The sequence below is a fragment of the Luteibacter sp. KNZ12-1A genome, from assembly GCF_056755675.1.
Genome location: NZ_JBPGXU010000038.1, coordinates 1 through 26,419, shown reverse-complemented (window position 1 = coordinate 26,419; position 26,419 = coordinate 1). Strand labels below are relative to the sequence as shown.

Annotated in this window: 24 protein-coding genes; 22 read left to right on the top strand and 2 right to left on the bottom strand. The window is 67.7% G+C overall.

What is annotated here, in order from left to right:
- Window positions 1–36: 36 nt before the first annotated feature.
- Window positions 37–1,311 (top strand): hypothetical protein, encoded by a 1,275-nt coding sequence (locus ACR9ZJ_RS10040; RefSeq protein ID WP_481287673.1) that lies wholly within the window; start codon window positions 37–39, stop codon window positions 1,309–1,311.
- Window positions 1,312–1,328: 17 nt separating this feature from the next.
- On the opposite strand, the gene ACR9ZJ_RS10035 is transcribed toward ACR9ZJ_RS10040, so the two are convergent.
- Complete coding sequence (locus ACR9ZJ_RS10035) at window positions 1,329–1,463, bottom strand: hypothetical protein (protein ID WP_481287672.1); 135 nt, start codon at window positions 1,461–1,463, stop codon at window positions 1,329–1,331.
- A gap of 564 nt (window positions 1,464–2,027) precedes the next feature.
- Here ACR9ZJ_RS10035 and ACR9ZJ_RS10030 point away from each other — a divergent pair.
- The 18 genes from ACR9ZJ_RS10030 to ACR9ZJ_RS09945 all read left to right on the top strand — a co-directional run bounded on the left by ACR9ZJ_RS10030 (window position 2,028) and on the right by ACR9ZJ_RS09945 (window position 19,464).
- A complete protein-coding gene (locus tag ACR9ZJ_RS10030) occupies window positions 2,028–2,297 on the top strand; it encodes an acyl carrier protein (protein WP_306851401.1) in 270 nt (89 codons plus the stop codon).
- An 8-nt stretch (window positions 2,298–2,305) separates the two neighbouring features.
- Complete coding sequence (locus ACR9ZJ_RS10025) at window positions 2,306–3,103, top strand: glycosyltransferase family 2 protein (protein ID WP_481281015.1); 798 nt, start codon at window positions 2,306–2,308, stop codon at window positions 3,101–3,103.
- Window positions 3,091–3,699 (top strand): outer membrane lipoprotein carrier protein LolA, encoded by a 609-nt coding sequence (locus ACR9ZJ_RS10020; protein ID WP_481287671.1) that lies wholly within the window; start codon window positions 3,091–3,093, stop codon window positions 3,697–3,699. Before ACR9ZJ_RS10025 ends, ACR9ZJ_RS10020 begins: the two co-directional genes overlap by 13 nt.
- Window positions 3,696–6,107: an MMPL family transporter gene (locus ACR9ZJ_RS10015; RefSeq protein WP_481287670.1), complete on the top strand. Its 2,412-nt coding sequence runs from the start codon at window positions 3,696–3,698 to the stop codon at window positions 6,105–6,107. Before ACR9ZJ_RS10020 ends, ACR9ZJ_RS10015 begins: the two co-directional genes overlap by 4 nt.
- 32 nt (window positions 6,108–6,139) lie before the next feature.
- A complete protein-coding gene (locus tag ACR9ZJ_RS10010) occupies window positions 6,140–7,366 on the top strand; it encodes a beta-ketoacyl-ACP synthase (RefSeq protein WP_481287676.1) in 1,227 nt (408 codons plus the stop codon).
- Window positions 7,366–8,592, top strand: a complete 1,227-nt coding sequence (locus ACR9ZJ_RS10005) for a beta-ketoacyl-[acyl-carrier-protein] synthase family protein (protein WP_481281018.1) — start codon at window positions 7,366–7,368, stop codon at window positions 8,590–8,592. The genes ACR9ZJ_RS10010 and ACR9ZJ_RS10005 overlap by 1 nt, the downstream gene beginning before the upstream one ends.
- Entirely contained in the window at window positions 8,589–9,314 is a 726-nt protein-coding gene (locus tag ACR9ZJ_RS10000) for a beta-ketoacyl synthase chain length factor (RefSeq protein WP_481281019.1), read from the top strand. The genes ACR9ZJ_RS10005 and ACR9ZJ_RS10000 overlap by 4 nt, the downstream gene beginning before the upstream one ends.
- On the top strand, window positions 9,290–10,078 hold the full coding sequence (locus ACR9ZJ_RS09995; RefSeq protein WP_481281020.1) for a lysophospholipid acyltransferase family protein: 789 nt from the start codon (window positions 9,290–9,292) through the stop codon (window positions 10,076–10,078). Before ACR9ZJ_RS10000 ends, ACR9ZJ_RS09995 begins: the two co-directional genes overlap by 25 nt.
- Window positions 10,075–10,344: a phosphopantetheine-binding protein gene (locus ACR9ZJ_RS09990; RefSeq protein WP_481281021.1), complete on the top strand. Its 270-nt coding sequence runs from the start codon at window positions 10,075–10,077 to the stop codon at window positions 10,342–10,344. Before ACR9ZJ_RS09995 ends, ACR9ZJ_RS09990 begins: the two co-directional genes overlap by 4 nt.
- Window positions 10,332–11,504 (top strand): ApeI family dehydratase, encoded by a 1,173-nt coding sequence (locus ACR9ZJ_RS09985; protein ID WP_481287669.1) that lies wholly within the window; start codon window positions 10,332–10,334, stop codon window positions 11,502–11,504. Before ACR9ZJ_RS09990 ends, ACR9ZJ_RS09985 begins: the two co-directional genes overlap by 13 nt.
- On the top strand, window positions 11,497–12,450 hold the full coding sequence (locus ACR9ZJ_RS09980; RefSeq protein WP_481287668.1) for an LpxL/LpxP family acyltransferase: 954 nt from the start codon (window positions 11,497–11,499) through the stop codon (window positions 12,448–12,450). Before ACR9ZJ_RS09985 ends, ACR9ZJ_RS09980 begins: the two co-directional genes overlap by 8 nt.
- A complete protein-coding gene (locus tag ACR9ZJ_RS09975; protein ID WP_481287667.1) occupies window positions 12,440–12,889 on the top strand; it encodes an acyl-CoA thioesterase in 450 nt (149 codons plus the stop codon). Before ACR9ZJ_RS09980 ends, ACR9ZJ_RS09975 begins: the two co-directional genes overlap by 11 nt.
- Window positions 12,886–13,608 carry a class I SAM-dependent methyltransferase gene (locus ACR9ZJ_RS09970; RefSeq protein WP_481281025.1) on the top strand — a complete coding sequence of 241 codons (723 nt, stop codon included), beginning with the start codon at window positions 12,886–12,888 and terminating at the stop codon, window positions 13,606–13,608. Before ACR9ZJ_RS09975 ends, ACR9ZJ_RS09970 begins: the two co-directional genes overlap by 4 nt.
- The gene (locus tag ACR9ZJ_RS09965) at window positions 13,605–14,786 is read left to right on the top strand and encodes a beta-ketoacyl-ACP synthase (RefSeq protein WP_481287666.1); all 1,182 of its coding nucleotides are present in this window, start codon (window positions 13,605–13,607) and stop codon (window positions 14,784–14,786) included. Before ACR9ZJ_RS09970 ends, ACR9ZJ_RS09965 begins: the two co-directional genes overlap by 4 nt.
- Complete coding sequence (locus ACR9ZJ_RS09960) at window positions 14,783–15,256, top strand: hotdog family protein (protein WP_481287665.1); 474 nt, start codon at window positions 14,783–14,785, stop codon at window positions 15,254–15,256. Before ACR9ZJ_RS09965 ends, ACR9ZJ_RS09960 begins: the two co-directional genes overlap by 4 nt.
- Entirely contained in the window at window positions 15,253–15,981 is a 729-nt protein-coding gene (gene fabG, locus ACR9ZJ_RS09955; protein WP_481287664.1) for a 3-oxoacyl-ACP reductase FabG, read from the top strand. Before ACR9ZJ_RS09960 ends, fabG begins: the two co-directional genes overlap by 4 nt.
- Window positions 15,982–16,112: 131 nt before the next feature.
- Window positions 16,113–18,227 carry a YccS family putative transporter gene (gene yccS / locus ACR9ZJ_RS09950; protein ID WP_481287663.1) on the top strand — a complete coding sequence of 705 codons (2,115 nt, stop codon included), beginning with the start codon at window positions 16,113–16,115 and terminating at the stop codon, window positions 18,225–18,227.
- 79 nt (window positions 18,228–18,306) lie between these two features.
- Window positions 18,307–19,464, top strand: a complete 1,158-nt coding sequence (locus ACR9ZJ_RS09945; RefSeq protein ID WP_481281029.1) for an isovaleryl-CoA dehydrogenase — start codon at window positions 18,307–18,309, stop codon at window positions 19,462–19,464.
- Between the two features lie 313 nt (window positions 19,465–19,777).
- Here ACR9ZJ_RS09945 and ACR9ZJ_RS09940 read toward each other — a convergent pair whose 3' ends face one another.
- Window positions 19,778–22,639 carry a S8 family serine peptidase gene (locus tag ACR9ZJ_RS09940; RefSeq protein WP_481287662.1) on the bottom strand — a complete coding sequence of 954 codons (2,862 nt, stop codon included), beginning with the start codon at window positions 22,637–22,639 and terminating at the stop codon, window positions 19,778–19,780.
- Between the two features lie 277 nt (window positions 22,640–22,916).
- Here ACR9ZJ_RS09940 and ACR9ZJ_RS09935 point away from each other — a divergent pair, with 277 nt between their 5' ends.
- From ACR9ZJ_RS09935 to ACR9ZJ_RS09925, 3 genes are all read left to right on the top strand, one after another.
- On the top strand, window positions 22,917–24,092 hold the full coding sequence (locus tag ACR9ZJ_RS09935) for a thiolase family protein (protein ID WP_481287661.1): 1,176 nt from the start codon (window positions 22,917–22,919) through the stop codon (window positions 24,090–24,092).
- 160 nt (window positions 24,093–24,252) lie between these two features.
- On the top strand, window positions 24,253–24,636 hold the full coding sequence (locus ACR9ZJ_RS09930) for a hypothetical protein (protein WP_481287660.1): 384 nt from the start codon (window positions 24,253–24,255) through the stop codon (window positions 24,634–24,636).
- 142 nt (window positions 24,637–24,778) lie between these two features.
- Window positions 24,779–26,386, top strand: coding sequence for a carboxyl transferase domain-containing protein (locus ACR9ZJ_RS09925; protein WP_481281033.1), 1,608 nt, complete (start codon window positions 24,779–24,781; stop codon window positions 26,384–26,386).
- Window positions 26,387–26,419: the final 33 nt, after the last annotated feature.

Genomic DNA, 26,419 nt, shown 5'->3' with positions numbered 1-26,419 from the left:
GCACATGAATGGAATGGACGGCCAAGGAGCGACGCCGTGAATGGCAATGCATCGAAAACACGTTCGAACCGGGCCGGCGGGCTGGACCCGACGTTCGGCGACAACGGAATGACCGTCCTTTCCGCCCCCGGATTCGACCTGATGAGGGCATACGGCGTCACCAGCGATACGCGCGACGACACGGTCTATGTCTCGGGCAGTTGCATTCGCACGGGCAAGGATGAGAACAGCGCCTTCGTGATGAAACTGCGTGCCGACGGGTCCGTCGATGCCAGCTTCGGCACCGAGGGCCTGAGCCTGGTAACTCCGGCGATCGGAGCGGAGGCCGTACATGTTTACATGCACCCGACCGGCAATATCCTCGTGCACCTGACGACGTCGCTGAAAGACTCGATCGTCCACGCACTCGCGATGGTGGATCTCCAGGGCGTTCGTGACGAGACGTTCGGGAACGGCGGCCTGGCTGTCCTGGACATGGAATTCCATGCCCTCATCCACGCAACGGTGACCCCATTGGAAGACGGGCGCATCCTGGTCGTGGGCAAACGCCGACACAGGCAGAACGCGAAGATCGAGGGCGTCATCCTTCGATTGCTGGCCAATGGGCAATGGGATATGACGCTGAACGGGGGAGGCATACTCCCTCTGAGCAGCTTCCCCGGCCAGGTGGACGAAGAGAATGTCCAGTGCGGTCATGCCCAGGGTCACGCTTTCGTCGTGGCGGGCCAATACGCCGGCATGTTGCTCGTTCGCCGCTACTTCGATGACGGAAGTATCGACGGTTCATTCGGCGTCGACGGGAACTTCGCGATACCGATCAACACCGAATCCGGTCACACCGCGGTGGGCTCCCTCGACGACCTCATCCCCGCTGGCGAAGGGGCGTTCATCGTCGTCGGCATGAATGCGGTCCCCGAACAGAACCATGAACTTCGCGGATTCCTTGCCGGCGTGGACTCGACGGGTCAACCGAACCGCGCATTCAATGACGGCGAAATTCTCTACACCACGGCGGCCGTGAGCCCTTCGTGGCTGAAGACAGGCGGATTCGACAGCGAGGGGCACCTCATCGCGGTCGGTAACCGTGGCGGCCTGATCTCCGATGGCATCCTGATCGGCCGTTACCTCGCTTCCGGAGCCCTCGATACCTCGTTCGGTGACCTGGATGGCTTCGTGTTCTTCAACGAACCAACCCATACCGAGATCCGTCGCGGGTTCGCGATGCAAGGCGAGCGGGGCATCCTGGTGTCGGGCCAGATCTCGGGACTGGATGGCTCGCGTGCAATGGTGATGCGATTCGTGAATACCTGAAGCGCCACGGCTGGCGTTCAGGGCGCCGCGGCGACCAGGTTCGTGGCTGTCACGGCGGCCGACGGCGCGGTCACCATCGCGCCCAGGGTCAACAGGCAGGTCAGGACGACGGCGACGAAGAAGGTTTTCAGCATGGCGGTCTCGAATTTCATGGTCGTTCTCCAGGACGATGGATGAAGAGGTTTCGAGAGTGGTATCGCAAGGGCCGTGCCAACCGCTGCAACGGGCTGGAAGGCGCATTCCACGGGGCTTCGTGCGGAGCGTCCGCGATACCGGTACGTGTCCGCGGACGGTACGGCGTCCGGACGGCCACCGCGTCCGGACGCCCTCGAGGTTGGCAAGGAGCCAGCGGAGCCGGCCTGGTGGGAGCCGACCTTGTCGGCGATCCCGCGGCAGCGGGCCAGACTGAGGCAAGCACTCATCGCCGACAGGGTCGGCTCCCACCCAGGCCGGCTCCTATCAGGGGCGGCTTCCACTCCGGGCGGTTCGCACCGCCCCCATGTTCCGGGCTTCGATCTGCTACACTTTCCACACCCGGGCACTCTTGTAAGGCTTTGCCTACACGGTGCTTTTGGGTTCAGGGGAATGCCGCCGGATGGCGGCGACAACCAGAGCATTCCGATCACCTTCGTCGCCTCGATGGTGGCGCTCGTTTCCGTTTGCCCTCTCGGGCGCGGGCCTGCGCGACCCCGGGGATGAAATGGACTTACCGAGCTATGAGCGCGATCCCAGCTGAAACCTTTACCTCCGACGACGTCCTCGCTCGCCTCCGCTCGGTCCTGCACGAGACCTTCGAGATCGACCCGAGCAAGGTGACTCCGGAAGCCAATCTCTTCACCGATCTCGAACTGGACAGCATCGACGCGATCGATCTGGCGATCCAGGTCCAGGACATGACCGGCACCCGGATCAAGCCCGAGGACTTCAAGAGCGTGCGTACGGTCGGCGACGTCGTCGCCACCGTGCAGTCACTGCTCACCCGCTGAGCGGACCGATGGCGGGCAGGCCCGGACCGCGCGATGCCGCGGCGCGCTCCTTCGCGCCCTGCGCCGTCGTACCGATCTACAACCACGGCCGAACCATCGCCGCCACGGCGAACGCCCTGGCGGCGCATGGCTTGCCCGTGCTGATCGTCGATGACGGCTCGAACGACGAGACACGCCACATCCTCGACGCGCTGGTCACCGGCCGCGACGAGCTTCGCCTGATCCGCCTGCCCGAGAATGCGGGCAAGGGCGCCGCCCTCACCGCCGGCTTCCTCGCCGCGCACGCGGCCGGTTACAGCCATGTGCTGCAGATCGACGCCGACGGGCAGCACGACACCGCCGATGTGCCGCGCTTCCTCGCCGAGGCACGCGCCACCCCGGAGGCGATGATCTGTGGCAAGCCGATCTACGACGACACGGTGCCGCGCGCGCGCCTGTACGGCCGTTACCTCACGCATGCCTGCGTGTGGGCCGAGACGCTTTCGTTCGACATCCACGATTCCATGTGCGGGTACCGCCTTTATCCCCTCGCCGAGACATCCGCCGAAATCGCGCGCAAGCCGCTTCCGGCGCGCATGGATTTCGACACCGAGATCGCGGTGCGGCTTTTCTGGCGCGGCGTGCCGGTGCGTAACGTGCCGACGCGCGTGATCTATCCGGAAGACGGCCTGTCGCACTTTCGCATGTGGCACGACAACGTCCGCATCACCGCCATGCATACCCGCCTGTTACTCGGCATGCTGCCACGCATGCCACGCCTGCTCCTTCGCAGGTTGGGCCGGAGGAACCCCCGATGCGCCGCCTGATCGTCCTCGCCGCGCTGTTCTGCGCGTTCGCCGCCCGGGCCCAGGTGCCCGCCGCCGTGGACGACATCCTGGCGCAACTCGCCCGGCACGCCCAGGTGCGCGCCACGTTCACCCAGAGCCGCGAGAACCCCGCGCTGGCGGAGCCCCAGGTCAGCCATGGCGAACTCCTGTTCGTCGTCGGGCACGGCATGCTCTGGCACACACGCGAGCCTTTCGACGACAACCTCGTGCTCACCACGGATGGCACCTCGCGGCTGGATGCTCAAGGCAGGCTCGAACGCGTTCGCGACGGCAATCGTGGCGTCAGCCAGGTCTCGGCGATGCTGCAGTCGCTGCTCGCCGGGCAATCGACCGAGGCCATGCGCCAGTTCAGCGTCACCAAGGAGGGCTCGCCGGAACGCTGGACCTTGCGATTCGCACCGCGCCAGGCACGCATGGCCCGCGTACTGGCCGGCATCACGCTGAAGGGCGACGCCTTCCTGCAGTCGATCGAGGTCGAGCTCGCCAATGGCGAACGCACCCGCATCGCCTTCTCCGACACGCGCGACGCGGGGCCGCTCACCCTGCTCGAAGCCAAGGTGCTCGGCGTCCCATGAGGCAGGTTCCGACCGCGGTGCGTGCCGGCTTGTTCGCCTTCACCGCGCTGGCGGCCTGCGTGCTGTGCGCTTGGTTATTGTTCGGCCGCGGCGTCTCCCCACTGCAGACCGACCTGCTGGCCATGCTGCCAGCCACCGAGCGCCATCCCCTGGCGGAAGACGCGGTGGAACGGCTGGCGAAGTCCAGCGGGGACCGCATGGTGCTGCTGGTGGGCAGCGCCGACGACGGCACCGCCAAGGACGCCGCGCGCGAGCTGGGCGCCACGCTAAGCAACGATCCCGCCTTCACCTCGGTCGTCGCCGAACTGCCGCCCTTCGACCTCGACCAGCTCGTCACCCCGTTCCTGCCGTTCCGTTTCCACCTGCTGACGGCAGAAGATCGCGCCGCCATCGCGGCGCCGGGCTTCGATCCCGTCGCCGCGCTGAAGCGGCGGTTGAATGAACCTTTCGGCGCGAACGCAGGCGCGAAACTCACCGACGATCCGTTCGGCTGGCTGCAACACTGGCTCGACCGCCAGCCATGGAACCGCGCCGTCCTCGTGCCCGAGGACGACCTGCTCGTCGCGCATCGCGACGACGGGAGCCATGTCCTGGTGGTCGCCACGCTCAACGGCTCGTCATACGACGACACCGTGCAGCACCAGGCGCTGGCGGCGCTGGCCAAGGCCGAAGAGGCCATGGCGGCGAAGCATCCTGATGCACGACTGCTGCGCACCGGAGCGATCTTCTATGCCGCCGCGGCGCGTGCCGGCGCGGAACGGGATACGCATGTGGTCGGCATCGCCTCGTCGCTCGGCATCGCGGCCTTGTTGCTGTTCGTATTCCGCTCGCTCCGGCCACTGCTGATCGCCTTCGTCTCCACCGCGCTCGGGGTGGTCGGCGCCGTCGTCGCCACGGTGCTGGTGTTCGGCCAGTTACACCTGCTGACCCTGGTCTTCGGTGCGGCGTTGCTGGGCGAAGCGGTGGATTATTCGATCCAGTACCTTTGCGCGCGTGCCAACGCAGGCCAGGCATGGAACGCCGGGCACGGCGTGCGGCAGGTCCGCCCCGCGCTGCTGCTGGCACTGGCCACCTCCCTGCTGGGTTACGCGCTGCTCGCGCTCGTACCCTTTCCCGCCTTGCGGCAGATGGCCTGTTTCGCCATCGCCGGCATGACCGTCGCCTGCGCCAGCGTGTTCTGGCTGCTGCCGGTGCTGGCGGCGAAGCCGGCACGCGCACCGCTCGCCCCTTCCCTGGTGCGGCTGGCGCTCGGCTGGCAGCGCATCGCCTCGGGTCGCCACGCCCTCGTGGCCATCGCCGTGCTGGCGCTGCTCGCCCTTCCCGGCTGGTTGCGCCTCGGACACGACGACGACATCCATCTGCTCATCTCGCCGCCACGGTCGCTCGAAGCGCAGACGGTCGCGATCCGCGATATCGCCGGTTTCGGTGGCGGCAGCCAGTTCTGGCTGGTGGAAGGCAAGGACACCGAGCAGGTACTGCAACGCGAGGAAGCACTCACCGATCGCCTGGGCAAGTGGCGGGATGACGGCAAGCTCAGCGGCTGGACCAGCGTGACCACGATGCTGCCCTCGATGAAACGGCAACGCGACAACCTGGCCGCCGTCTCCCATCTCTTCTGTGGGAGCGCGCCTGCGCGCGAATCGGACGAAGCAGGAAGTGCGCCGATAATCGCGGACGAATGCCATGGCAAGGTCCGCTCCGCCATGGTGACGGCGGGCTTCAAGGCCGAGGCGGCCGACGCCTACGAGGCCACCTTCCCGGGCAGGGCGTTCACCCTCGACGACTGGCTCGGGACGCCCGCATACATGCCTTTCCACTACCTGTGGATGAGCGGGGAGCATGGCACCGGCAGCATCGTGCTGCCGCAGGGCCAGGACGACGTGAACCTGCTGCGCACGGCCGCCGAAGGCCTGCCCGGCGTCTCGCTGGTCGACAAGCCCGCCGGCATCTCCCTGTTGTTCGGCCGCTATCGCGGCTACGCGGATATCTGGCTGGGCGCGGCATTGGCGCTGGTCGGCCTGGCCTTCGCCTGGCGCTACGGGCCACGGGCCGCCTGGCGCGTGCTCCTGCCACCGGCCGCCGGCATCGTCTTCAGCGTCGCCGCGCTCGGCTACCTCGGCCAACCTGTCACCTTGTTCCACATCATGGCCTTGATGCTGGTGCTCGGCGTCGGCGCGAACTATGCCGTCTTCCTCCGCGAAGGCGAACCCCATGCCGCCCATGTTCCCGGGGCCGCCTACGCGGGCGTGCTGCTATCGGCCGTCACGGCCCTGCTCTCGTTCGGGCTGCTCGCGCTCAGCACGATGCCCGCCCTCCGGCATTTCGGTCTTACCCTGCTCCTCGGGATCGGCTTCACCGCGCTGCTGGCACCGGTAAGCGTCCCCGCACCAAAGAAATCCAACGCATGAACACCACCGCATATTCCATGGGGAATCGCACGATGAAACGCGTCGTCGTCACCGGCATCGGCGGCATCACGCCGCTTGGCCACGACTGGGCCGGCATCGAGGCGCGCCTGCGCCGGTTCCATAACGCCGTGCGCCGGATGGGCGAGTGGGACTACTTCGACAAGCTCAACGGCCGCCTGGGCGCACCGGTGGACGATTTCAGCCTGCCCACGCACTGGTCGCGCAAGCACGTGCGTTCGATGGGCCGCGTGGCGCAACTGGCCGTCGCCGCCAGCGAACGCGCACTCGCGGATGCCGGCCTGCTTCACGACGAGCGCATCGCCGATGGCCGCATGGGCGTGGCCTACGGCTCGTCCGGCGGCAGTATCGAGCCGGCCCGTACCGTGGGGCACATGCTGGAAACCGGCTCGATGCAGGGCGTGACCGCCACCAGCTACATCCAGATGATGGCGCACACCACGGCGGTGAACGTGGGCGTGTTCTTCGGCCTCAAGGGCCGGGTGATCACCACTTCGAGCGCCTGTACCTCGGGAAGCCAGGCCATCGGCTACGGTTACGAAGCGATCCAGCAAGGCAAGCAGACGCTGATGCTGTGCGGTGGCGCCGAGGAACTCTCCGGCCCGGGCGCGGCCGTGTTCGACACCTTGTTCGCCACCAGCACCCGCAACGATACGCCGGAACTCACGCCCCGACCGTTCGACGCCAGGCGCGACGGCCTGGTGGTCGGCGAAGGCGCGACCACGCTGATCCTCGAAGAATACGAACACGCACTGGCGCGCGGTGCGCGAATCTATGCCGAAGTCGTCGGATTCGGCACCAATTCCGACGGCGCGCACATCACCCAACCCACGCGGGAAACGATGGCGGGCGCCATGCGCCTGGCGTTGGCGGATGCGGGATTGCCGGCTTCCGCGATCGGCTACGTCAGCGCGCATGGCACCGCCACCGATCGCGGCGACGTGGCCGAGAGCCACGCCACCGCCGACGTGCTGGGCGCCGGCGTGCCGATCAGCTCGATGAAGAGCTACGTCGGCCACACGCTGGGCGCCTGCGGCGCGCTGGAAGCCTGGTGGGCGATCGAGATGATGCGCGGCGGCTGGTTCGCCCCGACGATCAACCTCGACACGCCCGACCCCGAGTGTGCGGCACTGGACTACCTCACCGGCGAAGGAAGGGACATCCAGACCGACCACGTGATGAACAACAACTTCGCCTTCGGCGGCATCAACACCTCGCTCATCTTCAAGGCGCATCGCTGATGCGGCGTGTCGTCGTCACCGGCATGGGCGCGGTGTCCTGCCTCGGCGCCGGCCGGCATGCGCTGTTCGAGGGATTGCGCGCGGGCCGTGCGGGCTTTCGTCACAGGGACGACTTCGAGGCGCTAGGCATGCGCTGCCGGGTCGCCGCGCCCGTCGACCTGTCCGCGCTGGAGCCGCCACCGCGCAAGCTGCGCCGCTACCTGCCCCAGGCGGCCGAGTTCGCCTGGCACGCCACGCGTGAAGCACTGGCCGAGGCGAAGCTCGACGAGGCGCGGGTGCGCGAACGCGATGTCGGCATCGTCATGGGCGGTGCCGCGGCGTTGAGCGAGTACGAGGCCGGCCTGGATGTCTTCCACGCCAAGGGGATATCCCGGCTGTCACCCTTCATCGTGCCGCGCAGCATGGGCAGCGCGGTATCGGCCACGCTCACCCATGCGTTCGGATTCGGCGGCCGTGGATTCACCGTCGGCTCCGCCTGCACGAGCGCCACGCACGCGATCGGCCAGGGCATGGAACTGATCCAGCTCGGCCGCCAGGACATCGTGGTGTGTGGCGGGGCCGAGGAACTGCATGACAAGGCCGCCATGTGCTTCGACGTGATGAACGCGCTTTCCTCCACCAGCGTGGCCGGGGAGCGCGTGTCCACGCCCTACGCCATCGACCGCGACGGCATCCTGCTCGGCGGCGGCGCCGGCGTGCTGGTGCTGGAATCGCTGGAACACGCGTTGTCACGGGGAGCGACGATCCTCGCCGAGATGGCGGGCTACGGCGCCGCCTCCGATCCGGACGGCATGATCAGCCCCGCCGCGGACGGCATGGCGGAAGCCATGCACCAGGCCATCGACCTCGCCGGCACCCTGCCGGACTACGTGAACACGCACGCCTGCGCCACCGTCGCGGGCGATCTCGCCGAATGGGAGGCGCTGCGCCGCGTTTTCGGCGATCGCGGCCACCCGGTGCCGCCGATGTCGTCGATCAAGGGCCTCATCGGCCACGCGCCCGCCGCCGCGGGTGCGCTCGATGCCATCGCCGCGATCGCGATGATGGAACGGGAGGTCCTGCTTGGCGGTGCCACGCCACGCGAACGCGATCCCGCCTTCGCCGACGCTCCGCTCATCGAGGGCGAACGCGCGGCACGCATCGACAGCCTGCTTTCGAACACCTTCGGCTTCGGCGGGAGTTGCGCCGCGCTGGTGATCCGCCGTTTCGACGGGGACAACGCATGATCGACCTGCACATCGACGCGTGGCGTGCCTGGGCGCCGGGCATCGACGACGCCGCCGACTGGGCAGCATGGGCCGCCGCTCCGCACCCCGTCGTCGATCGCGGCGAACAGCCCGCCTGCGATTTCGTACCGGCGATGCAGCGCCGCCGTCTCAGCAGGCTGGCGCGCATCGTGATGCACACCGCGTGGCCCTTGTGCGGCGACGACGAACAATTGCCTTTCGTGTTCGCCTCTCGCCACGGCGAAACCACCCATACGTTCGCCATGCTCGACGAGATCGGCCGCGAAGCCCCGCTGTCACCGACGCGGTTCGGCCTGTCCGTGCACAACGCCATCGCCGGGCAATGGTCCATCCTGCGCGGCCAGCGCGGCGAATCGGTGGCCATCGCCGGCGAGGACGACACCTTCGAGCACGCCGTCGTGGAGGCCGCGACCCTGCTGGCCGAGGGCGCTTCCGCCGCCATCGTGGTCGTCGCCGAAGAGCTCCCCGCCAAGGCCTACGACGGGTGGATCGACGACGTGCCCTTCTCGTATACGCTGGCACTGCGTGTGTCGCTGGCGGGCGACGGACCGCGCTGGCGCCTGTCGCTCGGTGAAAACACCGGCGCCACGCCGGCGGCCGGTGAGCCGCACGCCTTGCGTTTCGTCCGCGCCCTGCACCATGGTGCGACCCTCGACCACCCGTGGAAGACACGACGATGGACCTGGCAGCCGATAGCGTGAGCCGCCGCCGCGACGCCTGGGCGTGGCGCTTCGTCTTCACCGCGCTCAGCTTCGCGCTGTTCGGCGTCGGCGGCGTGCTGCTGCGGCTGCTCATCCTGCCCGTGGTCCTGCATTGGCCAGGGCCGCCCGCCGTGCGCCGGCGGCGCGCCCGGCGCACGGTCGGCCACGCCTTCTGGCTGCATGCCCAGTTCATGTACCGGACCGGCGTGGTGAACTATTCCTTCGAAGGCCTGGAGAAGCTGGGCCGCCCCGGCCAGATGATCGTCGCCAACCACCCTTCGCTGATCGACGTGGTCTACCTCATCGGCCACGTGCCCGATGCCAACTGCATCGTGAAGCACAGCCTCTGGAAGAACCCCTGCATGCGCGGGCCCGTGAGCGTCGCGCAGTACATCAGCAACGACGGCAGCGCGGACATGCTGGAGCGCGCGGCCGACGTGCTGCGCGAAGGACAGACGCTGATCGTCTTCCCCGAAGGCACGCGGACCACGCCGGGAAAATTCCCCGTGTTCCACCGTGGCGCGGCGGCGATCGCCGTTCGCGGGGCGCGGGTGGTCACGCCGGTGTTCATCAGCGTCCGGCCCACCACGCTGACCAAGGCCGAGCCGTGGTATCGCGTCCCGCACCGCCGCGTGCGCATGCATCTGCGCGTGGGTGACGACATTCCCGTGGAGGGCTTCAGCGAAGGTACTCCCGCGCCGATAGCCTCCCGACGTCTCAACGAACACCTGCACGCCCTCTACGCCAGGGAACTCAAGGCATGAACGACCTCGAGCGGGATATCGCCCGCCTCATCATCGACACGCTCGCCCTGGAACACCTGGGCGTCGACGACATCGCCCCGGACCAGCCGCTTTTCGGCCAGGGCCTCGGGCTGGATTCGGTCGATGCGCTGGAACTCGCGCTCGCCCTGCAAAACCGCTATGGCCTGAAGATCGCATCGGATTCGCGCGACGCGCGGCGCCATTTCGAAACCGTGCGCAGCCTGGCCCTCTACGTCCAGGCGAGTGGGCCCGCATGCGCAAGCTGAGCGACCTCGTCCTCCTGATCGTCGGCGTGCTGTACCCGTTCATCGTGTACTTCGGCATGGATCACGTGTCGACGCCGGTCTTCGGCTTGATCCTCGGAAGCCTCTGGCTCGTCCGCGCCCCCGCGCTCCTGCGCCAGCCAGGCGGGCGCTGGATGCTCGGCATCACCCTGGTCTATTGCGCGGTGCTCGCCTTCGGCGGCGAAGAACACCTGCTGCGCTGGTACCCCAGCCTGATCTGCGCCCTGCTGCTGGCGGCCTTCGGCCTGAGCCTGAAATACGGACCGCCGATGATCGAGCGCATCGCCCGGGTGAGCGAACCGGACCTGCCACCGGTGGCCGTCCGCTATACGCGCCGGGTGACCTGGGTATGGGTGGCGTTCTTCGCGCTCAACGGCACCGCCTCCGGCGTGCTCGCCGAGTGGGGGCCGCTTTCATGGTGGACGTTCTACAACGGCATCCTCGCCTATTCCGTCATGGGCGCGCTGTTCCTGGGCGAGTGGATACTCCGCCAGCGCCTTCGCCGGCGGATCAACAAGGCGCCGATGGACGATGCGGCGCGACGGCTCGCCTCGCATCCATGGGTCGCCGCGGCGGCGGGTGGGTATGCCGGAAAACGGGGTCCGGGCATGGTGGTCGCGCTGGGCACCGCTGGACGGCTGGCCCTGCTTCGTCACGGCCGCGAGGGCCTGGTCAACGAGCTCGGCCAGTACGCGGCCGGTGACGACGCCCTGTCGACGCCCTTGGTCTGGCGCTTCGTCGATACGCTGCCGGAACCGCCCGGCGTCGATGCGCTGCTGCGCGCCCCCTTGCCCGAGACTCCCATCGTGCTCGGCGAGCGCCGCGAAGGCGACACCTGCACGATCGACCTCGAACTGCCGCTCGACCTCGCCTGCTTCGCGGACCACTTCCCCGATGCGCCGGTGCTGCCCGGTGTATTGCAGGTCGGTTGGGCGCTCGACCTGGCCGCGCCGCAGCTCGGCACGTCACGCACTTGCCGTGCCGTGGACGGCCTGAAGTTCCAGCGGCTGCTCCGCCCCGGCGACCGGGTCCGTCTCGTCCTGCGCCACGACCGCGATACCGCGCGCCTTCACTTCGCCTATCGCATGGACGACGCAGCCGTCTCCTCGGCCCATCTTCGCCTGGATGCCACCCATGCCTGAAGCGACGGCGAACGTGCATTGGGCGGCGCAGAAGGAGCGCGGCAACTTCCTCGGCATCAAGCTCACCGCCATCGCCGTGCGGCTACTCGGCCGGCGCGTGGTCACGCCCGTGATCCAGCTGATCGTGCTGTACTTCTTCGTCACCGGGCGCGCGGCGCGACACAACGTGCGCGACTACCAGCGGCGCCTCGCCGCATGGAGCGGGCGCGCCGGCCTCTTCCCACGTTCGCGTGCCGTGTTCGCCCAGTACCTGGCCTTCGGCGAATGCATGCTCGACCGCTTCGATGTCTGGCGCGGCAAGCTGCGCCTCGCCTCGATCGACATGGACGATCCCGATGGCGTGCGCGATGCGCTATTGGCCGGTGGGCGCGGGCAGCTGCTGGTCTGCACCCACCTGGGCAACCTCGACGTATGCCGTGCGATGGCCGAACTCGGCGAGGGCGTGGCGCTGAACGTCCTGATGCACCTGCCCAACGCCGCGCACTTCAACCGGCTGCTTGGCGAATCGGGCGACAAGCGGCTGCGCCTGATGCACGTGGGCGACCTGGACACCTCCGCGATGCTGGAACTGTCGCAGCGGCTGGAGCGGGGCGAATGGATCGCCATCGCTGGCGACCGCGTGCCGCAACATGGCGGCCGCGTCGTCGACGCGGACTTCCTCGGCGCCCCCGCGGCCTTCCCGCAAGGCCCGTGGCTGATGGCGGCGATGCTGCGTTGCCCGGTGAACCTCGTTTGCTGCCTGAAACATCGGGGCCGTTATCGCATCCACCTGCGCCGCTTCGCCGATGCCGCCGGCTGGGAACGCGGGTCGCGCGACGCGGCCATCGCCAGGTCGGTGACGGACTATGCCGCGTGGCTCGGCGAGCGTTGCCTCGAGGCGCCCTTGCAATGGTTCAATTTCCACCCGTACTGGCACGAGACGAACGGAGCAACCCATGCGCGCTAGCGGCATCCTCGCCGCCGAGATCGAAGTGACCGTCCCTTTCTTCGACGTCGACTCCATGGACGTCGTCTGGCACGGCCACTACGTGAAGTACCTTGAGATCGCGCGTTGCGCGCTGCTCGACGATATCGGCCACAACTACAGGCGGATGAAGGAGACCGGCTACGCCTGGCCCATCATCGACCTGCAACTGCGCTATGCCCGCGCCGCACGCTTCGGACAGATCCTGCGCGTGCGCGCCGAACTGGTCGAGTGGCAGAACCGCCTGAAGATCCACTACACGTTGAGCGATGCCGCCAGCGGCGAGCGCCTCACCCGTGCCAGCACCATCCAGGTCGCGGTGAGCCTCGTCGACGGAGAGATGCAACTGGTCTCGCCCGCCGTGTTCACCGACGACGTCGATCGTCGCCTCGCACGCCGCTCCGCGGGAAGCACGCCATGAAGTACGCCAGCGCCACCTATGTCGAGGAAACCCGGATCGGTTTCGTTTTCCTGCGCACGCATACCTGGCAGCACCACGTGCTACGGGTCGCCATCAACGACCTGAAACGACTGGCCGGCGAGCCGCTGCCACGAGGTGGCACCCTGCTCGATGTCGGTTGCGGCCAGGGCCGCTCGTTCCGCCTGCTGCGCGATGCCTTCGCACCCGCCCGCATCGTGGGCCTGGACGCCGACCCGCACAGCATCGCCTTGTCGGCCCGGGAAGCGGAACGCGAAGGCATCGAGGCGAAGCTGATGCTCGGCGACTGCGCCAGCATCGACCTGCCCGATGCCAGCGTGGACGTGCTGTTCTGCCACCAGACCTTCCATCACCTGGTGGAACAGGAACGCGCCCTCGACGAATTCTGGCGCGTACTGAAGCCGGGCGGACTGCTGCTCTTCGCCGAATCCACGCGCGCCTATATCGACACCTGGGTGATCCGCTGGTTCTTTCGCCATCCCATGCACGTGCAGAAGAGCGCCGATGAATACATGGCGATGCTGCGCGCCCGGGGTTTTGTCTTCGACCAAAGCAATATTTCCCTGCCCTACCTCTGGTGGAGCCGGTCGAAGGATTTCGGCCTGCTCGAACGCTGGGGCATCAAGGCGCCGCCCCCGCCCGGCGAGCGCGAGGAAACCCTGGTGAACGTGGCCGCGCGCAAGCCGCTCTCCCCGGCATGAACACGACGTACCTCAACGCGCTCGGCGTGGCCTGTTCGCTGGGCGCGGGCAAGGCCGCGGTGGCCGATGCGTTGTTTCACGCATCCACACACGGTCTCCGGCCACTCGATGGCTGGGTGCCCGCGCGCACCATGCCGCTGGGCGAAGTGACGGCGGAACTGCCGCCCGTACCCGCCGGCATGGAGGGGCGGGACACGCGCAACAATCGCTTGCTGCTGCTCGCGGCCAGGGAAATCGAAACGGAGATCCGTGCCGCGATCGCCCGCTTCGGAGTCGCCCGCGTGGGCGTGGTCGTCGGCACGAGCACCACCGGCATCGAGGAAGCGACCCGCGGCATCGCCGCGCGTGGCGTGGACGGCGCATGGCCCGACGATTACCGCTACAGCGACCAGGAACTCGGGGCACCGGCCGCCTTCCTTGCCGAGTGGCTGGGCGTCGCCGGCCCCTGCTACGGCATTTCCACCGCGTGCACCTCGGGCGCACGCGCCCTGCTCAGCGCGCAGCGACTCCTTCGGCTCGGCCTGTGCGATGCGGTGATCTGCGGTGGCGCCGATACCCTTTGCCGCCTCGCCACGAATGGATTCCATGCACTGGAAGCCATGGCACCCGAACGCTGTCTGCCGTTCTCCCGTTCGCGTGATGGCATCAACATCGGCGAAGCCGCCGCGTTGTTCCTGATGACCCGTGACGCCGCGCCGGTCGTCATGCTCGGCGGCGGCGCCAGTTCGGACGCCCACCACATGTCGTCGCCCGAACCCGATGGGCGCGGTGCCAGCGAAGCGATGCGCCGCGCCTTGTCGACGGCGGGCATCGCCGCGGATAGCGTCGACTACGTGAACCTGCACGGTACCGCCACCGAGCACAACGACGCGATGGAAAGCCACGCGATGGCCACCGCCTTCGCGCGTCCCGTGCGCTGCTCATCGACCAAGGCGCTGACCGGGCACACGCTGGGTGCCGCAGGTGCCCTGGAAGCCGCGTTCTGCTGGCTCGCGCTCACCGACCCGTGGCGGCGCCTGCCCCCGCATGTATGGGACGGCGAGCCCGATCCGGCACTGCCGTCCCTCGCCTTCACGCGAATCGGCGATACGCTGCCGGCGGGCCGCCGCCACCTCATGAGCAATTCGTTCGCGTTCGGCGGCAACAACGCGAGCCTGATCCTGGCGGACGCGACATGATCCCCTGGTCCATCGATCGATTGCTCCCGCACGCCGGCAGAATGATCCTGCTCGACCGCGTCGTGGAATGGGACGCCGAACGCATCGTGTGCGAACGGGTCGTACGTGCTGGCGACGCCTTCGTCCAGGCCACCGGCCTTCCCGCCTGGACCGGCGTGGAACTCATGGCCCAGGCCATCGCGGCATGGAACGGGTGCCAGGTACTGACGGCCGGTGGCGCGGTGAGGCCGGGATTCCTGCTCGGCACGCGCGCCTATCGCGCGGATGTCGACGCCTTTCCACCGGGCACCCGGTTGGCTGTCGAAGCCGTGCGCAACTTCCACGACGACGACGGCATGGGTGCCTTCACCTGTCGCATCGACGCGCCGGGCATGCACGCGGAGGCCCGGCTGACCGTTTTCAGCCCGCCCGATCCAGCGCCCTTCCTCGATCCACGCAACAGCCTCGATTCCAGGGGAACCCCACCATGACCGATACCATCCTCGTCACCGGCTCGAGCCGCGGCATCGGCCGCGCCATCGCGATGAACCTCGCCGACGCCGGTTACGACCTCGTCCTGCACTGCCGTTCGCGGCGCGAGGAAGCCGAAGCCGTGCAGGCGGATATCGAAGGGAAAGGCCGTGCCGCGCGGATACTGCAATTCGATATCTCGGACCGCGCCGCATCGGCGGCCGCTCTCGAAGCCGATGTCGCCGCGCACGGCGCCTATTACGGCGTCGTCTGCAACGCGGGCCTCACTCGCGACGGTGCCTTTCCCGGGCTCACGTCCGAGGATTGGGACCAGGTGCTGCGGACCAACCTGGACGGTTTCTACAACGTGCTGCATCCGCTGGTGATGCCGATGATCCGCCGGCGCGCGCCCGGGCGCATCGTATGCATCACCTCGGTGTCGGGCCTGATCGGCAACCGTGGCCAGGTGAACTACAGTGCCTCCAAGGCGGGCGTGATCGGCGCCGCGAAGGCATTGGCCGTGGAACTGGCCAAGCGCCGGATCACCGTCAACTGCGTCGCGCCGGGCCTGATCGACACCGACATGCTCGAACCGGAGGTGCCGGTGGAGCAGATCCTCAAGGCGATCCCGATGGAACGGACCGGAACGCCGGAGGAAGTGGCCGCGGCGGTGCGTTTCCTGGTGAGCGCGGAGGCCGGGTACATCACGCGGCAAGTCCTCGCGGTGAATGGTGGGCTTTGTTGAAGGCCTTGGCGGGATGGGGAAAGAGCATCGCCGCTGAAGCGGCTCCCCCACGAGTCACCGCAAGCCCTTGTGGGAGCCGCTTCAGCGGCGCTATCGCGATAGCGCCGATCCCATGCCGCTAAGCTAGGGTCATGCGCCCCCTCCGCCAGCTCGCCGAATCCGATCGCTTCGCCGATGTCGCGCGTGTCTTCCTCGCGCTGACCGGCATCGCCGCATGGTGCACCCTCGCCGGCCCCGTCGAGTCGCTCGTGCCCGCCCTGCTCGGCGCCATCGCCTGCGCCCTGGCCGAGACCGACGATGCCTGGCGCGGACGACTGCGGGGACTCCTGGTCACCCTCGTCTGCTTCGCCGGCGCGGCAAGCGTGGTAAAGGCGTCGATCGGCCATCCTCCCTTGTTCGCCCTGTTGCTTGCCGCCGGCACCTTCGTGCTGGTGATGCTGGGCGCGGCCAGCGGACGCTACGCGACGATCGCCACGGCCACGCTGATCCTCTCGGTCTACACGATGATCGCATCCGACGCCTCGACCGCCGCCCCCGGCGACTGGCGCGGCACCGCCGCCATCCTCGCCGGCGCGGCGTGGTATGGCCTTCTTTCCCTGCTGTGGAGCGCCATGGCGCCACAGCGCGCGGTACGCCACGCGCTGGCCCGGTTGTTCGAATCCCTGGCTGAGTTGATGGAAGCGAAGGCGGCATTGTTCGAACCGGTGCGGGGTCTCGACCGTGAAAAGCTGGCCGTGGAGTTTTCCCGGCGTAACCTGCAAACGGTGGAGGCGCTGGCGGCGGCACGCGCCGCGTTGCTCGATCGCATCGGAAGGCGTCAACCGCGCGGCCGTTCCGCCGCGCGGCTGGCCATGTTCTTCGCCGCCCAGGACATCCATGAACGAGTCAGTTCGTCACACTATCCCTATGACGAACTGGCGGCGGCGCTCTACCACAGCGACCTGATGTTCCGTTTCGGCCGCCTCCTCCGCTTGCAGGCCAGCGCCTGTCGCGAGCGTGCCGATGCCATCCGCCGCGTGGCGCCCATGGGCCCGATGGCCCTGCCCCGAGCCGCGCTCGACGACGTGCGCGAGGCCATCGCCTACCGGCGCCGCAGCGATCCGCCCGGCCAGGCCCTGGACGACGCGCTGTCCGCGCTGCTTACCAACATGGAACATCTGCTGGCCAGCATCGAGGACGAAGGCAGCCTGCGCGAGGGTACCGACATCGCCTTGCAGGACAGCGAACCCGATACGTTCGCCGATGCCTTCGCGCGCATCCGCGTCCGCCTCGATCGCCGCTCCATGCATTTCCGCCATGCCGTGCGCCTGGCGACGGGCATGCTCGCGGGCTACGGCCTCATGCTGCTCCTGCATCCGACCCACGGATACTGGATCCTCCTCACCACGCTGTTCGTCTGCCAGCCCAGCTACGGGGCAACCCAGCGCCGCACCATGCAGCGCATCGCCGGCACGATGGCGGGGCTGTTCGCGGGATGGGCCATGCTTCGCCTGCTTCCCGGCGGCGATTGGCGATTACCGGTGCTGGTCGCCACGGGCGTGGCGTTCTTCGCCTTCCGCCTGCGACGCTACGCCTTGGCGACGGCCGTCATCACGATCTTCGTCCTGCTCTGTTTCGACCTGGCGGGCGCGGGCTACGACGCCATCGGTCCCCGCTTGCTCGACACCTTGCTGGGGGCCTTCGTCGCCACCGTCGTCATCCGCTTCGTGCTGCCGGACTGGCGGGTACGCCGCCTGGAAGACATCGCCGCGGACACCTTGCACGCGTATGCGCGCTACCTCGAAGCGATCGCGGGCCAGTACGCCACCGGCAAGGCCGACGACCTGGCCTACCGCATCGCCCGCCGCGACGCCCACGCCACGCAGGCGGCGGTGGCGGGGAACGTGGCCGAATTGCTCGGCGAGCCCGGCCATTCCCGCGAGCGGGGCGAGCGCGCGTTACGCCTGCTTGCGGCCCTCCAGGCCGGACTGTCGCACCTGTCCACCCTCGGCGCCCATCGCCAGGCCCTGGCCGTGGACGACGCGAACGCCGTGGAAAGGCTGGCCCACCGCGTCGCCAACGGCTTCGCCACGCTTGCCGAACACGTCAGGAACGGTACGACGGCACCGTTGCTCGGCACGCCGGACCTGGTCGTCGATGCCGCCGCGCAGGCCGCCGGACCGGTCGAGACGGTGCGTCTGGTGGACCGCCAATGCCTGCTGCTGGTGCGCGTACACGACCGTATCGCCGCCCTTCCACCGATCTGATTGCTGCGTCGCGCCGTGGCTTGGACGTGCCCTCGCGCTACGATGGGCCGCTTTTCCCGCATCCTCCGGAGTTCCACGCATGCGCCCGTTTTCCCTCGGTGAAGACCTCGACCTCCTGCGCGAAAGCGTGCACGCCTTCGCCGAAAAGGAGATCGCGCCGCGCGCGGACCGGATCGACCGGGAGAACGTGTTCCCCGAAGATCTATGGCGCAAGTTCGGCGACATGGGCCTGCTCGGCGTCACGGTTCCCGAGGAATACGGTGGTTCGGGCCTGGGCTTCCTCGCCCACATGATCGCGATGGAAGAAATCTCGCGCGCCTCGGCGTCGGTCGGCCTGTCGTATGGCGCGCATTCCAACCTGTGCGTGCAGAACATCTACCACAACGGTAACGAGGCCCAGCGACGCAAGTACCTGCCCAAGCTCGCCAGCGGCGAATGGGTGGGCGCGCTGGCCATGAGCGAGCCCGGCGCGGGCTCGGACGTGGTCGGCTCGATGAGCTGCCATGCGGAGCTGGTCGGCGACACCTGGGTCGCCAACGGCACGAAGATGTGGATCACCAACGGCCCGGACGCCGACGTGCTGCTCGTGTACATGCGGACGGCGCCGCGCCCCGCTGGCAGCCGATGCATGACCGCCTTCATCGTCGAGAAAGGCATGAAGGGATTCTCCACGGCGCAGAAGCTCGACAAGCTCGGCATGCGCGGATCGAACACCTGCGAACTGGTGTTCGACAACTGCGAGATCCCCGCGGAAAACATCGTGGGCGAAGTGAACGAAGGCGTGCGCGTGCTGATGGGCGGCCTGGACACGGAGCGCCTGGTGTTGTCCGGCGGCCCGATCGGCATCATGCAGTCAGCCATGGACCTCGTGCTGCCGTACGTGCGCGAGCGCAAGCAGTTCAACGCCCCGATCGGCACGTTCGGCATGATGCAGGCCAAGGTCGCCGACATGTACACGGCGCTGCAATCGTCGCGCGGTTTCGCGTACATGGTGGCGCAGCAATTCGACAACGGCGTGAAGTCGCGCATCGATCCGGCGGCTTGCCTGCTCAATGCATCGACCAATGCGGTGAAGGTGGCGCTGGAGGCGATCCAGGCGCTGGGCGGCAACGGCTATATCAACGAGTTCCCCGCCGGCCGCCTGCTCCGCGACGCGAAGCTGTACGAGATCGGCGCGGGCACCAACGAGATCCGCCGCATGCTGATCGGCCGCGAACTCTTCCACGGCAAATCGTAAAGATAGACGAACCGCTTGAGGTGGGACCTGCTTAAAGTAGGAACTGCTTAAGGTGGGACCTGCTTAAGGTGGGAGCCGACCCTGTCGGCGATGGGTGCTTGCCGTACCCTGGCCCGCTGCCGCGGATCGCCGACAAGGTCGGCTCCCACCAGGTCCATTCCTAACCGGTCTACCCGATGCCCTTGTGGGAGCCGCTTCAGCGGCGATGGGTGCTTGCCATACCCTGGCCCGCTGCCGCGGGATCGCCGACAAGGTCGGCTCCCACCTTCATCGGAAGCCACCTTGGGTGGCTCCCGCCGTTTCCTTGCTTCGCTTACCAAGCCATGCGGAACGTGGCACTGGCCGAGCGTGAATGGTCGCGATCGGCAAAGCGCTGGTCGATATCGAAGCCCACCTGCGTGCGCTCGCTCACGTCCCAGCCCAGCGTCATGCCGGCGGTGCCGGCGCGGCGCGAGAGGCCGATACCGTCGACCGGCGCCCACTGCGCGATGCCCGTATAACGTGCCGAGAACACCTCGCCCTTCGTCGCGAACGCATTCTGCCAGCCCAGTTTCGCATCGAGCCGCAGCTTGCCCATCGAGGTAAGCCACGATGCCCCTGCGCGCAGGCCGAACCCCGCCTGCCAGCGCGACGTGACCTGCCCGTTGGCGCTCAGTCCGAAGCCTTCGCCGCCGGACTCCTGGAAGCCGTCGCGACGAATGCTGGCGTACTCCACGTTGGCGAACGGCGTGAGCGAGAACGCACCCGCGTCCGTGCGGTAGCCGACTTCGCCATAGGCGACGTTGTAACGACCGGTGTTGTCTCCGCCGGCAAAGGAGGCCTGGTCGCCGAAGCGCAGCAGGCGTTGGGTATTGCCGCGGAAGTTGCCGAAGCCGAGACGCCCCACGCCATACCAGTTCGCGCCACGCGATCCGGCGTACAGCATGCCCTCCGTGGACCGGCTGCGCTGGCGATCGAAACTGTTCGACAACTGGCCGGTGCTGCGCATCTGCGCCACCGCCACGCCGGCGAAACCGTTCGCGCCCAGGCGAACGTCGTTACCGGCAAGGCCGCCATCCAGGTTGAACCCGACGTTGCCGAAACCGCCGCGGCTCAGGCCGCCCTGCCCATTGAACGATTGCATCCACGCGCCGCCCGCACCCTGGTGATCGAGGTGGCTCATCAGCGCATCGTTACCCGCCTCGATACCCGCGAGGGTGACGGCCGTGCTCGCCGCGTAGAGTTGGCCGGACAGCGACTCCAGCGAAGCCTGCGCGACCCGGGTGTTCGCCGATTGCTGAATGCCGCCCGCCGCGACCAGCGTGCCGGTCGCGAACGAGGTGCTCCCGGCCGACGTGCTGGTGAGGCTCCGGTCGATCTGCTGGAACGCGCCGTCGAGCCGCTGGGCGGACGACTGCGCGGCGGCGGACTGGCTCATGCTCGTGCTGGCGACCTGGCTCACGCTGAGCGTCGTGGTATCGATCCAGACTTCGGCGGGCAGGTACTGAAGGGTCGCGTTGAGAAAGACGCCGTTGGCTTTCGTCGTCGTCGAGAAGCCTCCCGAGATCGCGCTGGCCGTGAGCACCTGCTGGTGCGACGTCGGAACATAGCCGGAGACCGCGCCGGCGACGTGGAATTCGCCGGCGAGCGTGGCGGTGCCCGAAACGATGAGCGGCGCGCCCAGCAGCTGCGACAGCCGTCCCGTGGACGTCTGCACATAGTTGCCCGTGACATGCGTGGAGGTATCGGCTGTCTGCAAGGTAGCCGACACGTTCACGTCGCCACCGATGTCGCCATGCACGATCGCCGTGGCGCTGTCCTGCACCGTCAATGCGCCTGGAATGCCATGCATGGCTTCGAGGGTGATGCTCGATCCCGCCAGCGTCATCCCCTGGTAGGTATTGCTGCCGCTCAGGGTGAGATGGGAATCACCGAGGGCGCGGAGGCCTCCGGCACCCGATATGTCGTTGGCGAACTCGGCGTCGTGGCCGTAGACACCGGCGGTGAAGTCGCCCCAATCGAACTTCGCCGGGCCGCGGATCGCGCGCCCGAGGTTCAGGCGTCCATAGCCATACACCGCATCCGGACCTGGCGCACCCAGATCATCCGCCGTGCCCAGCAGAACCTGCCGGACCGAGTCGAGGGACAGGCCAGGCATGGCCGACATCACCACCGCGGCGGCACCGGAAACCTGTGGTGCCGCGAACGACGTGCCGGCTCCATACACGTAGGTCGCCTGGCCCGTGGTCGCGTTCGGTGCGACGACCACGACCGCACCGGGCGCGGCAAGGCAATAATCTTGCGCGATACCGCAACGGTTGGAATACGAAGCGATCTGGTCGACGTGGTTGCTGTCCAGCGCGACGACGGTCAGCCAGCCTTTCTCCAGGCTGGGGACAAGACTCGGCAACGCGGCGACGGTCGAGGGATTGTCCCTGCCCTCGTTGCCTGCCGCGAACACGAAGAGCGCGTGTTCCATCGAGGCATGCAAGTACGCCGTCGCGAAATTCGCCGTGGTGTCCTTGTCCGCGGGATCCCAGTACAACCCGCCCCAGGAATTGTTGACGATCCGGGCGCCGGACGTGACGACGAGCTTGTCGTTCACGTCGCCCAACGGATCGGCCGAGGTCACCTTGTTGCCCTGGCCCGAGCCGTCGTCGACAGGTGCCTTGTCCGCGATGATGCGTGCCGAGACGATCGAGGCATCCGGCGCCACGCCACCGACGAAGGAACCATAGGGACGTCCGGCGGCGATCTCCGCCACGATGGTGCCGTGCCCGACGACATCGTCCACCGCCACGTTGTTCGTCGCGGGGTCGACGTAGATGTATTCCGCGCCCACGCGACCGGCCAGCGCGGGGTTCGAGGCGTTCACGCCGGAGTCGGCGATGCCGATGACGATGCCGGCCCCCGTGAATCCCGCGTCGTGGGCGGGCTTGACGTTGGTCGCCGTCAGCTGCACGTCCACCGGCGGCTGGGCGATCGTCGCGCCCATGGAGGGCGGCTTGGGGATGTTGAAGGACGGTACGTCCGACAGGTTGTTCGACGGCACCGAGGGGATGTTGTTCGACGGCACGGAAGGGATGTTGGAGCTCCTGACGCCTCCGCTCCCTCCACCGCCGCAGGCCGTCAGGCCGATACCCACACAAACGGCCAGCGCGAGTTCGCGCCGACGCGGCATCTGCATCGTATTCATGTTGTCCCCTGGTCTGACGTCAATGTCTGCGCCCGCGATCCGTGGGCGCACCTGGGCAGATGTTGCCACAAGACCTTGCGGAAAGGCGCGGTGCGGGCGCAGGAAAGCGTGCGTCGGGTCGCAGGACCGGGGGGTCGTCTCCCGGGCCCCGGTCCCCTTGTGCCACCCGTGTGAAACCGCCTGCGGCGGCGCAGATTGCCCCCGCCCCGGCCCCACTGCGATACTCAATGGGTTTTCCGCCCGGAAAGGGCGGCCATCCGAGTATCACGGAGTCCCCATGTCCGACATCGTCATCGCAGGCGCCAAGCGCACCGCCATCGGTTCCTTCCTCGGCCAGTTCACCGGCGTGCCCACGCCGAAGCTCGGCTCCATCGCCATCAAGGCGGCCCTGGAGCACGCGGGCATCGCCCCGGCCGACGTCAGCGAAGTCATCATGGGCTGCGTGCTGCCGGCCAACCTGGGCCAGGCGCCGGCGCGCCAGGCCTCCCTCGAGGCCGGGCTACCGACGTCCACCGGCTGCACCACCATCAACAAGGTGTGCGGCTCGGGCATGAAGGCCCTGATGCTCGGTCATGACCTGATCAAGGCCGGCTCGGCGTCGGTCGTCGTCGCCGGCGGCATGGAGTCGATGACCAATGCGCCGCACATGGTCAACGCACGCACGGGCATCCGCTATGGCGACGGCCAGCTGGTCGATCACATGGCCTGGGACGGGTTGACCAATCCCTACGACGGCAAGGCCATGGGCGTTTTCGGCGAACAGTGCGCCGACAAGTACCATTTCACGCGCGAGGAACAGGATGCCTACGCGATCGGTTCGGTCGAGCGCGCGCAGGCCGCGCAGAAATCCGGCGCCTTCGCCAACGAGATCGTGCCGGTGACCGTGCAGGGTCGCAAGGGCGCGCAGGATTTCGCCGAGGACGAACAGCCCGGTCGTTCGGACGTGGCCAAGATCCCCACGTTGCGCGCGGCGTTTCGCAAGGAAAACGGCACGATCACCGCCGCCAGCTCGTCGAGCATCTCCGATGGCGCCGCCGCGCTCGTCTTGCTTTCGGCGGACGATGCGAAGGCCCGCGGCGTTACCGCGCTGGCCCGCATCGTGGCCCACGCCACGCATTCGCAGGAACCGGAATGGTTCACCACCGCGCCGGTGGGTGCCATTTCCAAGGTGCTGGCGAAGGCCGGCTGGACCACCGACGATGTCGACCTGTTCGAGATCAACGAGGCCTTCGCGGTGGTACCGATGGCGGTGATGCGCGAACTCGGCGTGTCGCGCGAGAAGATCAACGTCAACGGCGGCGCGTGCGCCCTCGGCCATCCCATCGGTGCAAGCGGCGCGCGCATCGTCGTGACCCTTCTCAATGCGTTGACGGCGCGTGGGGCAAAAAGAGGTGTCGCCGCGCTGTGCATCGGTGGCGGCGAGGCAACGGCGATCGCCATCGAACTGGCGTGAACCCGGCGTCGATACGTGAGGCGGTCGTTTCGAAACGATCACGCCATGTCCATGGGCTTTAATGCGCCCTGAAGCGAAAAGGCGCGATCGGTAGCTAAGCACCCATAACTGAGCTATTAATACGCCGCCTAACGGCATTCCACGGTTAAGGAGAAACACAATGAATTTGACGCGTACCCTTCTCGCCTCTGCGCTCGTCGCGCTTCTGGCAGCTTGCAGCAACGGCGCGCAGGATTCCGCGCAGGACGCCCAGAAGTCGGCCGCCGATGCGCAACAGCAGGCGGACAAGGCCCAGCAGGCCGCCGACCAGTCGCAGAATGCCGCAACCTCCCAGGCTGCCGACCAGGCTCAGCAGTCCGCCGACCAGGCCAAGGATGCCGCCGCGCAGGCCCAGGCCGCCGCTTCGGCCTCGACCGCCGGTGGCGCGCCGGAGGCCTCGAAGGACGCCGCTTCCAACGCCGCCGATCAGGCCGACAAGTCGGCTGACCAGGCGAAGGATGCCGCCGACAACGCCAAGAACGCGACGGACGACACCAAGAAGTAAGCGTTTCGCTTTCTTCGGTGAAACACGAGACGGCCACCTCAGGGTGGCCGTTTTTATTCCACGCCATGTATTGGCGCGATGCAGCGTTTGCGTGACGGCCGCCCCGGCTATGATGCTCGTTTCGTCCCAGCGCGAAGCCCTCATGCCCATTCTCGAATCGCAGCTCGATACCCGCTCCCCGGAATTCCAGGCGGCCAGCCTGCGCCTGCGCGCGCTGACCGACGACCTGCGCGAGACGTTGAAGCGCACCGCCGAAGGCGGTGGGGCGAAGGCGCGCGAAAAACACGTCGCGCGCGGCAAGCTGTTGCCTCGCGAACGTATCCGCGCCCTGCTCGATCCCGGCTCGCCCTTCCTGGAAATCGCGCCACTCGCCGCGCATGGCATGTACGACGATGCCGCGCCGGCGGCGGGTGTCATCGCCGGCATCGGCCGCGTCATGGGCCAGGAAGTGGTGGTGCTCGCGAACGACGCCACGGTCAAGGGTGGCACGTATTTCCCGATGACCGTGAAGAAACACCTGCGTGCGCAGGAAGTGGCGATGGAAAACCGCCTGCCCTGCATCTACCTCGTGGATTCCGGTGGTGCGTTCCTGCCGTTGCAGGACGAGGTCTTCCCGGACCGCGAGCACTTCGGCCGCATCTTCTACAACCAGGCGCGGATGAGCGCCCAGGGCATCGCACAGATCGCCGTGGTGATGGGCTCGTGCACCGCGGGCGGCGCCTATGTGCCTGCGATGAGCGACGAGACGATCATCGTCCGCGAACAGGGCACGATCTTCCTCGGCGGTCCGCCCCTGGTGAAGGCCGCCACGGGCGAAGTCGTGGATGCCGAAGCGCTGGGCGGTGCCGACGTGCATACCTCGGTATCCGGCGTGGCCGATCACTTCGCCGAGAACGACGCGCACGCACTGGCCATCGCGCGCGATATCGTCGGTTCGCTCAACCGGGTGAAGAAGGTGCCGCTGGCGGTTCGGGCTCCCCTGGAGCCCCGCTTCGCCGCGGAGGAACTCTATGGGGTGATCCCCGAAGACACGCGCCGTCCCTTCGACATCCGCGAGGTGATAGCCCGTATCGTCGACGACTCCGAGTTCCACGAGTTCAAGGCGCGCTACGGCAAGACCCTCGTCACCGGCTTCGCGCATATCCACGGCTACCCGGTGGGCATCGTCGCCAACAATGGCATCCTGTTCGGCGAATCCGCGCAGAAGGGTGCGCATTTCATCGAATTGTGCAACCAGCGCAACGTGCCACTGGTGTTCCTGCAGAACATCACCGGATTCATGGTCGGCCGCAAGTACGAGAACGGCGGCATCGCGAAAGACGGCGCCAAGATGGTCACCGCGGTGGCCTGCTCCCACGTGCCCAAGTTCACGGTGGTGATCGGAGGCAGCTTCGGCGCCGGCAACTACGCGATGTGCGGCCGCGCGTATGGCGCCCGTTTCCTGTGGATGTGGCCGAACGCGCGCATCAGCGTGATGGGCGGCGAACAGGCCGCTTCCGTGTTGGCCACCGTGCGCCGCGACGGTATCGAATCGAGTGGCGGGAGCTGGAGCACCGAGGACGAAGAGGCCTTCAAGGCACCGATCCGCGAGCAGTACGAGCGCCAGGGCCATCCCTACTATGCGAGTGCGCGGCTGTGGGACGACGGCATCATCGACCCGGTGGACACGCGGCGCGTGCTCGGCCTCGCCATCTCGGCCTCGATGAACGCGCCTGTCGAGCAGGGGCGGTTCGGCGTCTTCCGCATGTAAGCATGAATCTAGGACTGTCTCTTATACACATCT